Source organism: Streptomyces sp. NPDC047072, assembly GCF_040643855.1.
Taxonomy (GTDB): domain Bacteria; phylum Actinomycetota; class Actinomycetes; order Streptomycetales; family Streptomycetaceae; genus Streptomyces.
In genome coordinates this window covers 1-12,265 of sequence record NZ_JBEYVC010000252.1, presented here as the reverse complement: position 1 = coordinate 12,265, position 12,265 = coordinate 1, and the positions used below count along the sequence as shown (strand labels likewise).

12 protein-coding genes are annotated in these 12,265 nt (G+C 68.4%); 2 read left to right on the top strand and 10 right to left on the bottom strand.

Annotated elements, in window-relative coordinates:
- The 3 genes from ABZ896_RS49450 to ABZ896_RS49440 form a co-directional block, all read right to left on the bottom strand.
- Positions 1 to 783, bottom strand: a 783-nt coding sequence (locus ABZ896_RS49450; protein ID WP_360944942.1) for an FKBP-type peptidyl-prolyl cis-trans isomerase, incomplete at its 3' end; no start/stop codon positions are given.
- A 127-nt stretch (positions 784 to 910) separates the two neighbouring features.
- A complete protein-coding gene (gene pafA / locus ABZ896_RS49445; protein WP_059196529.1) occupies positions 911 to 2,272 on the bottom strand; it encodes a Pup--protein ligase in 1,362 nt (453 codons plus the stop codon).
- A gap of 9 nt (positions 2,273 to 2,281) precedes the next feature.
- Positions 2,282 to 3,541, bottom strand: a complete 1,260-nt coding sequence (locus ABZ896_RS49440) for an MFS transporter (RefSeq protein WP_360944939.1) — start codon at positions 3,539 to 3,541, stop codon at positions 2,282 to 2,284.
- Positions 3,542 to 3,637: 96 nt separating this feature from the next.
- Between ABZ896_RS49440 and ABZ896_RS49435 the strand changes: the two genes are divergently transcribed.
- A complete protein-coding gene (locus ABZ896_RS49435) occupies positions 3,638 to 4,654 on the top strand; it encodes a LacI family DNA-binding transcriptional regulator (RefSeq protein ID WP_360944936.1) in 1,017 nt (338 codons plus the stop codon).
- Positions 4,655 to 4,727: 73 nt separating this feature from the next.
- Here ABZ896_RS49435 and prcA read toward each other — a convergent pair whose 3' ends face one another.
- The 6 genes from prcA to arc form a co-directional block, all read right to left on the bottom strand.
- Complete coding sequence (gene prcA, locus ABZ896_RS49430) at positions 4,728 to 5,483, bottom strand: proteasome subunit alpha (protein WP_360944933.1); 756 nt, start codon at positions 5,481 to 5,483, stop codon at positions 4,728 to 4,730.
- A gap of 61 nt (positions 5,484 to 5,544) precedes the next feature.
- Positions 5,545 to 6,390, bottom strand: a complete 846-nt coding sequence (gene prcB, locus ABZ896_RS49425) for a proteasome subunit beta (RefSeq protein WP_360944930.1) — start codon at positions 6,388 to 6,390, stop codon at positions 5,545 to 5,547.
- On the bottom strand, positions 6,342 to 6,599 hold the full coding sequence (locus ABZ896_RS49420; protein WP_360944945.1) for an endonuclease VII domain-containing protein: 258 nt from the start codon (positions 6,597 to 6,599) through the stop codon (positions 6,342 to 6,344). Before ABZ896_RS49420 ends, prcB begins: the two co-directional genes overlap by 49 nt.
- A gap of 377 nt (positions 6,600 to 6,976) precedes the next feature.
- A complete protein-coding gene (locus ABZ896_RS49415; protein WP_188287069.1) occupies positions 6,977 to 7,195 on the bottom strand; it encodes a ubiquitin-like protein Pup in 219 nt (72 codons plus the stop codon).
- A 155-nt stretch (positions 7,196 to 7,350) separates the two neighbouring features.
- Positions 7,351 to 8,862 carry a depupylase/deamidase Dop gene (gene dop / locus ABZ896_RS49410; RefSeq protein WP_360944926.1) on the bottom strand — a complete coding sequence of 504 codons (1,512 nt, stop codon included), beginning with the start codon at positions 8,860 to 8,862 and terminating at the stop codon, positions 7,351 to 7,353.
- A 227-nt stretch (positions 8,863 to 9,089) separates the two neighbouring features.
- Positions 9,090 to 10,856 (bottom strand): proteasome ATPase, encoded by a 1,767-nt coding sequence (gene arc, locus ABZ896_RS49405; RefSeq protein WP_360944923.1) that lies wholly within the window; start codon positions 10,854 to 10,856, stop codon positions 9,090 to 9,092.
- 250 nt (positions 10,857 to 11,106) lie between these two features.
- On the opposite strand from arc, the gene ABZ896_RS49400 reads away from it, so the two are divergent.
- Positions 11,107 to 11,406, top strand: a complete 300-nt coding sequence (locus ABZ896_RS49400) for a ferredoxin (protein ID WP_360944920.1) — start codon at positions 11,107 to 11,109, stop codon at positions 11,404 to 11,406.
- A gap of 57 nt (positions 11,407 to 11,463) precedes the next feature.
- Here ABZ896_RS49400 and ABZ896_RS49395 read toward each other — a convergent pair whose 3' ends face one another.
- Positions 11,464 to 12,045: a hypothetical protein gene (locus tag ABZ896_RS49395; protein WP_360944917.1), complete on the bottom strand. Its 582-nt coding sequence runs from the start codon at positions 12,043 to 12,045 to the stop codon at positions 11,464 to 11,466.
- Between the last annotated feature and the right edge of the window lie 220 nt (positions 12,046 to 12,265).

Genomic DNA, 12,265 nt, shown 5'->3' with positions numbered 1-12,265 from the left:
GCCGGTGTCCCAGATGACGCCCTTGTACTGGACGAGCAGGGTGCTGGTCGCTTCGACCTTGTCGCCGTCGCCCTCGAGGATGTAGTCCGCCACCAGCTTGGTCGGCGCGTCGGCCTTGGGGATGTCGATGGAGGGGGCCGCCCCGTCCGTGTTGGTGCCCACCTTGGGCAGCTTGGCGTCGCTCTGGGCGACCGCCTTCCCCTTGGCGGAGCTCTTCGCGTTGAAGGTGTTCTGCACGTCCACCACGAACACCAGGGTGTCGGTGCCCTTGATGCCCGCCTGGGAGTTGCCCTCCTTGCCGTACCCCCAGGTCGGCGGGACGGCGAACTCGACACGGCTGCCGGTCTTCTTGCCCGCTAGCGCGTACCGCCAGCCGTCGATGATGCTGTTCTGGGAGAGCTGGATGAGCAGCTGCGTCTTGCGGTCGTAGGAGTTGTCGAAGACCTTCGCCGTGTCCCAGATCTGGCCCAGGTAGTGGGCCTGGATGTAGTCGCCCTCGGCGATGGTGGTGCCGCCGCCCGCGATGACCGTCTTGACCGCGAGGCTCTCCGAGGGAGTGCCGGTGCCCTTGGCGACCGTGGGCTTCTCACCGAACTTCGCGCCCGCGGTGATCGCCGGCAGCGGGCCGTCGACGATCTTCGGGGCCGACGCCGGGGTGGCCGAGCCCGACGGGGAGGGCGACGCGCTGTCGCTCGCCGCGTTCGAGTCGGACTTGTCGTCGCCGCAGGCGGCGAGTGTGGCCAGTCCTGCGGGAACGGCGATGAGAAGGGAGCGTCGGCGCACGGTGAGAGCCTCGTAATCGGTCGATCTTGTTGATGGCGTGCGCGCAACTCTACGGCGTGAGAAGGGCGCCGTACGGTAAACGTACGGCGCCCGTGTTGCGTTCCGGAGATGTTCCGGAACGGTTCGCTCACATTCCGGCGATCAGTTTCTCGACCCGGTCGTCGACCGAACGGAACGGGTCCTTGCACAACACCGTGCGCTGCGCCTGGTCGTTGAGCTTGAGGTGGACCCAGTCGACGGTGAAGTCCCGGCGCTGCTCCTGGGCCCTGCGGATGAAGTCACCGCGCAACCGGGCCCGAGTGGTCTGCGGCGGCACCGACTTGCCCTCGAAGATCTTCAAGTCGTTGCAGATCCGCGCTGCTTGACCCTTCCTCTCGAGCAGGTAGTACAGGCCACGACGACGGTGGATGTCGTGGTACGCGAGGTCTATCTGCGCGACCCGCGGGTGGGACATGGTCATGTTGTGCTTGGCCCGGTACCGCTCGATGAGCTTGTACTTCATGACCCAGTCGATCTCGGTGCCGATCCGGTCGAGGTCCTCGGCCTCGATCGCGTCCAGCGTGCGGCCCCACAGCTCCAGGACCTGCTCCACGGTCCCGGTGCGGATGCCCCGGCGCTCGCAGAAGTCCACGGCCTTCTCGTAGTACTCGCGCTGCACCTCCAGCGCGGACGCCTCCCGGCCGCTGGCCAGACGCACCTTGCGCCGGCCCGTGATGTCGTGGCTGACCTCGCGGATCGCCCGGATCGGGTTCTCCAGGGTCAGGTCGCGCATCACGGTGCCCGCCTCGATCATGCGCAGCACCAGGTCGGTGGCGCCGACCTTGAGGAGCATGGTCGTCTCGGACATGTTCGAGTCGCCCACGATGACATGCAGACGGCGGTACCGCTCCGCGTCGGCGTGCGGTTCGTCGCGGGTGTTGATGATCGGCCGGGAACGGGTCGTCGCCGAGGAGACGCCCTCCCAGATGTGCTCGGCCCGCTGGCTCACGCAGTAGACGGCGCCCCGCGGGGTCTGCAGAACCTTGCCCGCGCCGCACAGCAGCTGGCGGGTGACAAGGAAGGGAATGAGGATGTCCGCGAGCCGGGAGAACTCCCCGTGGCGTGCGACGAGATAGTTCTCGTGGCAGCCGTAGGAGTTGCCGGCCGAGTCCGTGTTGTTCTTGAAGAGGTAGACGTCGCCCGCGATTCCTTCCTCGTGCAGGCGTCGTTCGGCGTCCACCAGGAGTCCTTCGAGAATGCGCTCGCCTGCTTTGTCGTGCGTGACCAGTTCGGTCACGTTGTCACATTCGGGTGTCGCGTATTCCGGATGTGACCCGACGTCGAGATAGAGGCGGGCGCCGTTTCGCAGAAAGACATTGCTGCTGCGGCCCCATGACACGACACGGCGGAAGAGGTACCGCGCCACCTCGTCGGGAGACAGGCGGCGCTGTCCCCTGAACGTACACGTGACGCCGTACTCGTTCTCCAGCCCGAAAATGCGGCGGTCCATGACTGAACATTACGCCCGATCCCCCGAGCTGAAACGGGGTTCGGCCGCACGGTTTGGATCATTTTCCGATGAAGCCGCAACCACCCGCCGCGCACCGGGAGCTGCGAGGACCCGCCCGGTCACCAGCAGGACCAGCAGCGACACGCCGCCCGCGACCCCGGGCACGGCGAAGCCCCACACCGCCCCGCCCCACTCGACGACCGGGCCCGCAAGGCCCGTTCCGACCGAGGAACCCACGGTGAACGTCGTCACGATCCAGGAGAACGCCTCGGTGACCGTCCCGCGCGGCGCGTGCCGGTCGACGAGGACGAACGCACAGGCGAGACAGGGCGCGAGGAAGACACCGGCGACGGCCGTGAGCGCCGTCATGGCGACCGGACCCGGCGTCAGCGTGAGCGGCAGGTAACACACCGCCAGAAGGGCCACCAGCAGCCGCAGTCGCCGCTCCGGCGGCCCGCTCCACCGCCGCGCCCCGTACGCCGTGCCGCCGACGAGCGCCCCGAAGCCGATGCCCGCCATCAGCCAGCCGTACACCGCGTCCCCGCCGTGCCCGTCCGCGTACGCGACCGCCGCCACCGCGATGGAGCCGAGCGCCATCCCCACCGCCAGGAACGCCCCGAGCAGCACCAGGAGCCCCGGCGAGCGCAGCGCGCCCAGCCAGTGCGCCTCGCGCGGCGCCGAACGCCACGCGCGCGAGGGCGGCGAGAGGACCACCGAGAGGGCGCCCAGCACCCCGACGACGTTGACGAGCACCAGCGCCACCTGGGCCGACCACAGCGACACGCACAGGGTCACCAGCAACGGGCCGACGGTGAACATGACTTCCTGGGCGACCGCGTCCATCGCGTACGCCGTCTGCACCTGGCCCTCGCCCTTGAGGACCGAGGACCACAGCGCCCGCAGTCCGCCCTCCAGAGGCGGTGTGAACAGCCCGGAGAGCGCCACGCACGCGTAGGCGAGCGCCGGCGAACCCGTGCCCGTGAGCGCGAAGGCGGTCATGGCGAGCGCGGAGACCAGCGCCGCGGGCAGCAGGACACGCGGCTGCCCCCGCAGGTCCACGAGCCGTCCCAGCAGCGGCTGCCCTACGGCGTTGGCGACTCCGTAGACCGCGGCCAGAGCCCCGGCGAAGCTGTAGGTGCCGCCCTGCGACCGGACGAACAGCACGACGGCGATCGCGGCCACGGCACACGGCAGCCGCCCCACGAGCGTGCCGGCGAGCAGACGCACCGCATGCCTCGCCCTGAGGATCTCCAGGTAACCCACGGCCATGGACCGCCGCCCCCTCTCAACGTGTTACGTATAACCCCACCGCTCATACGTACCATGTGCGCTGTCCGGAGGTCCAGACGAAGGAGCACGCCCACGGTGGCACGCAGCAGCACGCGCCCCACGAGCCGTGACGTCGCCCAGGCGGCCGGCGTCTCCCAGGCCGCCGTCTCCCTCGTACTCGGCGACAAGTGGCGCGGCCGGGTCTCCGAGACCACCGCCGAACGCGTCCGGGAGGCCGCCCGCGACCTCGGCTACCGCCCCAACCTCGCCGCCCGCAACCTCCGTCTCGGCCGCACCCGCACCGTCCTGCTCGTCGTCCCCGCCCTCACCAACGAGTTCTTCGCCGGCGTCTACACCGGCGCCGCGCGCGTCGCCGCCGAACACGGCTTCGGCGTCGTCCTCTACCCCTCCCCCGAGGGCATCGGCCCCGCCCGCGACCCCTTCGCCTCCGCCCAGGCCGCCCTCGACGGCGTCATCGCCTCCTCCATGGCCGCCGACGCCCTCACCGCCATCCGCGGCGACCAGCTCCCCCTGGTCATGCTCGACAGCGACCCCACCGGCAGCCTCGGCGCCGCCACCGTCAACCTGGACATCACCGACGGCGTCCGCCAGGTCACCGACCACCTCCTCGGCCTCGGCCACCGCCACTTCCTGCACCTCGCGGCCGACGTGCCCTCCTGGACCTTCGAGATCCGCGCACGCGAACTCGCCGCACGCGTCGGCGACACCCACGGCACCACCGTCCGCACCGCCCGCGCCCCCCTCACCATCGCGGGCGCCCTCGCCGCCGCCGAGACCGCCCTCGCCGCGCCCGGCCCACGCCCCACCGCCGTGGTCTGCGACGACGACAAAATCGCCGCCGGCGTCTACAAGGCCCTGCGCCACCTCGGCCTGCGCGTCCCCGACGACGTCTCCGTCACCGGCCTGGACGACCTCGCCCTCGCCACCGCCATCGACCCCGAACTGACCACCGTACGACTGGACGCCGAGCTGGTCGGCGAACGCGGCATGCAGGCCCTCCTGGCCGTCCTGGACGGCCGCACACCCGGCGCGGGAGACATCCCGGTCGAATTGGTCGTACGAGACTCCACGGCGCCCCCGAACGCCCTCTGAACGCCCTGTGCCCCGGCCGGGAGTCGGCCGGGGCACAGCAAGGGGTGAGGCAAAGCGCGAGAATCGGGCGGACCTACTCCTCGGAGTCCTCGGTCTCCTCGGCGCTCTCCACCTCGGTCACCGCTCCGTCGGCCTCCGCCAGCAGCCGCGACAGCTGCGGGCCCACGATCCGCCGGAACTTGCGCTGCTGCGGACGCGTACGGTCCAGCACCGCGACCTCCAGGCGCTCCGCGGGGATCTCCCGCTGCGTGCCGTTCGACTCACGGGACAGGGACTGCACCGCCAGCTTCAGCGCCTCCGCCAGGGTCATGCCGTCCTGGTGGCGCTGGTCGAGGTAGTTGCTGATCAACTCGGCATTGCCGCCGACCGCGACCGAGCCGTGCTCGTCCACGATCGAACCGTCGTGCGGCAGCCGGTAGATCTGGTCGCCGTCCGGCGTCTCACCGACCTCCGCCACCACCAGCTCCACCTCGTACGGCTTCTCGCCCGCCGAGGAGAAGATGGTGCCCAGCGTCTGCGCGTAGACGTTGGCCAGACCACGCGCGGTCACGTCGTCACGGTCGTAGGTGTACCCACGCAGGTCGGCGTACCGGACGCCACCGATCCGCAGGTTCTCGTACTCGTTGTACTTGCCGGCGGCCGCGAAGCCGATCCGGTCATAGATCTCGCTGAACTTGTGCAGCGCACGGGACGGATTCTCGCCGACGAACACGATGCCGTCGGCGTACTGGAGCACGACCAGACTGCGGCCGCGCGCGATGCCCTTACGGGCGTACTCCGCCCGGTCGGCCATGGCCTGCTGGGGGGAGACATAGAACGGCGTCGACACCGGTTATCCGTCCCTTTCTGTGGAAGTCACTGCGATCACCTTGAAAGAACCGGCCCTCGGGCTACAGCAGCGCGGCCCGCGGGCCGTCGGGCTGCTCCAGCCGCCGCTCCAGGATCGAGCGGGCGATCTCGGAGGACTCGGTCTCGGTGAGCCGGCGGAAGCCGCCCTCGGTGATCACGGTGACGATCGGGTAGATCCGGCGGGCGACATCGGGACCACCGGTCGCCGAGTCGTCGTCAGCCGCGTCGTACAGAGCCTGCACCACGAGGGTGGTGGCCTGCTCCTCGGTCAGGTCGTCACGGAAGAGCTTCTTCATGGCACCGCGCGCGAAGATCGAGCCGGAGCCGGTGGCCGCGTAGTTCTGCTCCTCGCTGCGCCCACCGGTGACGTCGTAGGAGAAGATCCGCCCCTTGGCCCGGTCCACGTCGAACCCGGCGAACAGCGGCACGACGGCCAGGCCCTGCATCGCCATCCCGAGGTTGGACCGGATCATGGTCGACAGCCGGTTCGCCTTGCCTTCGAGCGACAGCTGAGCCCCTTCGACCTTCTCGAAGTGTTCGAGCTCCAGCTGGAACAACTTCACCATCTCGACGGCGAGCCCCGCGGTGCCGGCAATCCCCACGGCGGAGTACTCGTCCGCCGGGAACACCTTCTCGATGTCCCGCTGGGCGATGACGTTCCCCATGGTCGCCCGCCGGTCACCGGCGAGCACGACCCCTCCGGGGAAGGTGACCGCCACGATCGTCGTCCCGTGCGGCGCCTCGATCACACCCTGCGTGGGCGGCAGTTGCCGGTTCCCCGGCAGCATCTCCGGCTGATGCTCGGACAGAAAGTCCATGAACGACGACGACCCAGGCGTCAGGAAGGCAGCTGGTAGACGCCCGGTGCTACGAGTGTTGGCTTCCACGCGTTTCCTTCCAGGTAATCGGCAGCTCGGTTGATCACGTCGGGGTCGTCCCTCAACAGGCCGAGGCCGGAATTGCAGTTGAAGCACAGTACGCCACGGACCCTACCCGTCTTGTGGCAGTGATCCACATGAACGGCGGGGGCTGTCAAGCAGATCGCGCAGAGCCCGTGTTGAGATGCGACCCGCTCGTCACGCTCGGCCTCGGTCATGCCGTAGTTGCGCCCCAAGCGATTCGCACGAGCTTCTATGGCGCGGCATGCCTTACAACGCGACGCCCGCCCGTCCGAGGCCGAGGCTTTCCGGTGCCATTCCGAGTACGGCTTGCTTTCGCCGCACCCCTGGCAGTGCTTGTATCCCTCGGGGATGCCCCCGAGCTCGGGCAATGACCTGCCCATGGCCTGCTGCCGCTTCCTGTCGGATTCAGCAGCACAATCACGGCAACGGTGCTGCAAGCCGTCAAGGTTCGTGCGCTTGAGCGCGAAGGCTGCGCGCGGCTTGGACTCACCGCACCGCGCGCAGCGCTTCACCTCGGAGTCGCCTGCCACCACTCCACCCCGTCCACCTTCGAATCGAAGGGAAAAGCGGCTTACTGCCCGCCCTTCTGAACGAAGGAGCGCACGAAGTCCTCCGCATTCTCCTCTAGGACATCATCGATTTCGTCCAGGACGGAGTCCACGTCGTCGCTCAGCTTCTCGTGGCGCTCCTTGAGGTCCTCGGAACCCTGCGCCTCCGCGGTCTGTTCCTCGACCTCCTCCGTGGAGCGCGTCGCCTTCTGCTGTCCGCCGCCGGTGTCCTTGGTCGCCATAACCCCTCACCCCGCTCGGTTCGACGTTCTTGATCAGACCCTACTTGCAGGGACTGACATCGGCCCCGCAGTTCCTACAACGTACGGGGGCCATCTCGATGATTCCCTCTGGCCGGGTTTTCCACCCTGCGGGAGCACCCGGCCGACGGACCCGCTCAGCCGCCCGACAGGACCCTGACCAGGTCTTCTGCGGTCCGGCAGCGATCCAGAAGCTCCTTGACGTGATTTCGCGTTCCGCGAAGCGGTTCGAGGGTTGGGACGCGCTGGAGGGAGTCCCGCCCGGGCAGGTCGAAGATCACCGAGTCCCAGGAGGCCGCGGCGACGTCGTCGGCGTACTGCTCCAGGCACCGCCCCCGGAAGTACGCGCGCGTGTCCTCCGGCGGCTTCGTACGGGCCTGCTCGACGTCCTGCTCGTCCAGCAGCCGCTTGATACGCCCACGGGCCGCGAGACGGTTGTAGAGGCCCTTCTCGGCGCGTACGTCGGCGTACTGGAGGTCGAGGAGGTGCAGCTTGGCCGCGTCCCAGTCGAGGCCGTCACGGCGCCGGTAGCCCTCCATGAGTTCCCGCTTGGCGACCCAGTCGAGCTCGCCGGCGAGGCTCATGGGGTCGTTCTCCAGGCGGTTGAGCGTGTCCTCCCAGCGGGCGAGGACGTCCTTGGTCTGTTCGTCGGCGTCGGCCCCGAAACGCTCCTCGACGTACTTGCGGGAGAGTTCGTAGTACTCCATCTGGAGTTGTACCGCGGTGAGTGTCCGGCCGCTGCGGAGCGTGACCAGGCGCTGCAGGGTCGGGTCGTGGGAGACCTGGTGGAGGGTGCGGACGGGCTGGTCCACTGCCAGGTCGACGGCGATGAAGCCGTCCTCGATCATGGACAGGACCAGGGCGGTCGTGCCCAGCTTGAGGTATGTCGAGATCTCGGAGAGGTTCGCGTCGCCGATGATCACGTGCAGCCGGCGGTACTTCTCGGCGTCGGCGTGGGGCTCGTCGCGGGTGTTGATGATCGGGCGCTTCAGTGTCGTCTCGAGGCCGACCTCGACCTCGAAGTAGTCGGCGCGCTGGCTGAGCTGGAAGCCGTGTTCGTGGCCGTCCTGGCCGATGCCGACGCGGCCCGCTCCGGCGAAGACCTGGCGGGAGACGAAGAACGGCGTGAGGTGGCGCACGATGTCCGAGAAGGGGGTCTCCCGCTTCATCAGGTAGTTCTCGTGCGTGCCGTAGGAGGCGCCCTTGTTGTCGGTGTTGTTCTTGTAGAGGTGGATGGGCTGGGCGCCGGGGAGCTGGGCCGCGCGTTCGGCGGCCTCGGCCATGATGCGCTCGCCGGCCTTGTCCCAGAGGACGGCGTCGCGTGGGTTGGTGACCTCGGGTGCGCTGTACTCGGGGTGTGCGTGATCGACGTAGAGCCGCGCGCCGTTGGTGAGGATGACGTTGGCGAGGCCGATGTCCTCGTCGGTGAGCTGGCTGGAGTCGGCGGCCTCGCGGGCGAGGTCGAAGCCCCGCGCGTCCCGCAGCGGGTTCTCCTCCTCGAAGTCCCAGCGGGCCCGGCGGGCCCGGTGCATCGCCGCCGCGTAGGCGTTGACGATCTGGGACGAGGTGAGCATGGCATTGGCGTTGGGGTGGCCGGGGACGGAGATCCCGTACTCCGTCTCGATGCCCATTACTCGCCGTACGGTCATGCGGCCCTCCTTGCCCGGCGGCGCCCTCGGTCGGGGGCGGCGCTCAAGTACCGCTGGCGCTCCGGTGCGTGTGCGGTGCCCGTCCCCGCACTGCGCGACTCGGCGGTACCGAAGAGCCTAGAACGGCTCCGCGCTGGTGGGGAGATCATTTGCTGTCCTCGCGAGCGTTCGCTGAAAAACAGTCGGCTGCGGGTACCCCGGAAAGGGCACCCGCAGCCGCCCCGCTTTTACAGGTACTGGCCGGTGTTCGCCACCGTGTCGATGGATCGTCCGGTGTCCGCGCCCTGCTTTCCGGTGATGAGGGTACGGATGTAGACGATCCGCTCGCCCTTCTTTCCGGAGATCCGGGCCCAGTCGTCCGGGTTGGTGGTGTTGGGCAGGTCCTCGTTCTCCTTGAACTCGTCCACGCAGGCCTGGAGGAGGTGGGAGACCCGAAGCCCCTTGGCGTTGTGGTCGAGGAAGTCCTTGATCGCCATTTTCTTGGCGCGGCCCACGATGTTCTCGATCATGGCGCCGGAGTTGAAGTCCTTGAAGTAGAGGACTTCCTTGTCGCCGTTGGCGTAGGTGACTTCCAGGAAGCGGTTTTCCTCGGATTCGGCGTACATGTGTTCCACGGCCGTCTGGATCATGCTTTCGACGGTGGTGGACTTGCTGCCGCCGTGCTCGCCTAGGTCGTCGGCGTGCAGCGGGAGGCGCTCGGTCAGGTACTTGCCGAAGATGTCCTTGGCGGCCTCGGCGTCGGGACGCTCGATCTTGATCTTCACGTCCAGGCGGCCCGGGCGCAGGATGGCGGGGTCAATCATGTCCTCGCGGTTGGAGGCGCCGATCACGACCACGTTCTGCAGGCCTTCGACACCGTCGATCTCGGCGAGCAGCTGGGGGACGATGGTGTTCTCCACGTCCGAGCTGACGCCGGAGCCGCGGGTGCGGAAGAGGGATTCCATCTCGTCGAAGAAGACGATGACGGGGGTGCCCTCGCTGGCCTTCTCCCGGGCACGCTGGAAGACGAGGCGGATCTGCCGCTCGGTCTCGCCGACGTACTTGTTCAGGAGCTCGGGGCCCTTGATGTTGAGGAAGAAGCTCTTGCCCTGGGCCTGGCCGGTGACCTCGGCGACCTTCTTGGCCAGCGAGTTGGCGACGGCCTTGGCGATGAGCGTCTTGCCGCATCCGGGGGGTCCGTAGAGCAGGACGCCCTTGGGCGGGCGCAGTTCGTGCTCCTTGAACAGGTCCGGGTAGAGGTACGGCAGCTCGACCGCGTCGCGGATGGCCTCGATCTGGCCGCCGAGGCCGCCGATCTGCTCGTAGCCGATGTCGGGGACTTCTTCGAGGACGAGTTCCTCGACCTCGCTCTTCGGGACGATCTCGTAGACGTAGCCGGAGCGGGGTTCGAGCAGCAGGGCGTCGCCGGGGCGGATGGTGACGTCCAGCAGCGGCTCGGCGAGCCGTACCACCCGTTCCTCGTCGGTGTGCCCGAGCACCAGGGCGCGTTCGCCGTCCTCGAGGATCTCCTTGAGGGTGACGATGTCCCCGACGCGCTCGTACTCCATGGCCTCGACCACGTTGAGCGCTTCGTTGAGCATCACTTCCTGGCCGCGCCGGAGCTCTTCGAGGTCGACGCTGGGGCTGACGTTCACCCGCAGTTTGCGGCCGCCGGTGAAGATGTCGGCGGTGCCGTCCTCGTTGGCTTCGAGGAAGACGCCGAAGCCGGCCGGCGGCTGCGCGAGCCGGTCGACCTCTTCCTTGAGGGCCACGATCTGGTCGCGGGCCTCACGGAGCGTGTTGGCGAGTCGCTCGTTCTGGGCGGAGACGCCGGCCAGGTTGGTCTGCAGCTCGACGATCCGCTCTTCGAGAATCCTCGTGTGCCGCGGAGAGTCGGCGAGCTTGCGCCGCAGGACGGCGATCTCCTGCTCAAGGTAGGCAATCTGCCCGGACGGGTCGTCGGACCCTCGTCCCGGGCGGATGCCGCGGTTCATGTCGTCGTCGTGGGCTGCCACGGTCCTCACCTCCTCCAAGGGGAGCTGGACGCTTCCAGACCCTACCTGGGCGGGTGTCGATTGAAACCCCTAGATCACAAAGACGGTCGAGGTGTGTCCGATCTTCACCCTTGCGCTCTCCCTCACGCCAGGGGAATACCCACCGACGATGATTGGAACCCAGGCCCAGGTAGGGTCAAAGTGTTCAACACCCGTCAGAGCTGGCCGGATTCCCGTACAGCTCGACGTTCAAACGGCAGGAGAGACGATCGTGCAGCAGGAGGCCACGGCCGGCGGTGAGGCACTGGAGGTCTGGATCGACCAGGACCTCTGTACCGGCGACGGCATCTGCGTCCAGTACGCGCCGGAGGTGTTCGAGCTGGACATCGACGGTCTCGCCTACGTCAAGGGCGCTGACGACGAACTCCTTCAGGACAGGGGCGCGACGACGCCGGTTCCGCTTCCGCTTCTGACCGATGTGGTGGACTCGGCGAAGGAGTGTCCGGGCGAGTGCATCCATGTACGTCGAGTTTCGGACAGGGTCGAGGTCCACGGGCCCGACGCGGCGTGACCGGAAAGTCACCCCGCGTGACTCCTGTCCGTTTCCTCACAGATGTGAGCGCTTCGGTCAGACGGTGTGTGTTCCGGCCGGTGTGGACCTGAGGAAGGCGCCGTCCTTCCACTCCCACTGGGCCTTCTCCTTCACGTCGGGGCAGCAACTGGGCACGTCCGCCGTGGAGTAGCCGAGCAGGGTCGCCTGTACGACTCCGTCACTCAGCGTGAAGTCGGTCACCGTGTTGCGGCTCTTGGGGTTCAGCAGGGTCGCGACCACTCTGGGGTCACCGGTGCCGGACGCGCGCGTGATGACGTAGACGCCGTCGGGCGGGGTGCCCATGGCCGCGTCGCAGTGCACCACGACGACGGTTTCCGGCCGTCCGTCGCCGTCGAGGTCGCCGGTGACCTCCTTCTGCACCTTCGTCTTGACGACGGGGCCGCAGTCGAGGGGGAAGCGCACGTCCGCGGGGTCGGGGGCCGTCGCGACGGTGGGGGCGGCCTGCGACTGGGGGCCGGCCGCCTGGGCGGCGGTCGCCGGATTGGGCTGGAGGATCGAGGAGAGCGCCACGACTCCGGCCACCGCGGTGGCGGTCGCGACCCAGTGGATCGGGCGGGTGTGCGTGTGTGCCAGTTCCGGGACGGCGGATTGCTGCACTAGGAGCGTCTCCTGTGAGGGCTGTGCCGGTGGGGGTGGGTGGCCAGCATGGTGCCACACGTCACAGGTCGGGGGAACGGCGGGGTGGGTACTTGTCCGGGTTGTCGTACGGCCGCCTCTGTCGCCGTCTCAACACACGAGTGCCGGGGTGGGTTTTGCGGGGTTTATGGGGGTCAAACACCCCCCGGGGCCACAGGTGTAGAGGCACAGGGCCCCCCGA

Coding starts and splice junctions, on each gene's coding strand:
- pafA (WP_059196529.1), bottom strand. CDS start 2,272: ATGGACCGCCGCATTTTCGGGCTGGAGAACGAGTACGGCGTCACGTGT.
- ABZ896_RS49440 (WP_360944939.1), bottom strand. CDS start 3,541: ATGGCCGTGGGTTACCTGGAGATCCTCAGGGCGAGGCATGCGGTGCGT.
- ABZ896_RS49420 (WP_360944945.1), bottom strand. CDS start 6,599: ATGACCGAGGCCGAGCGTGACGAGCGGGTCGCATCTCAACACGGGCTC.
- ABZ896_RS49415 (WP_188287069.1), bottom strand. CDS start 7,195: ATGGCGACCAAGGACACCGGCGGCGGACAGCAGAAGGCGACGCGCTCC.
- dop (WP_360944926.1), bottom strand. CDS start 8,862: ATGACCGTACGGCGAGTAATGGGCATCGAGACGGAGTACGGGATCTCC.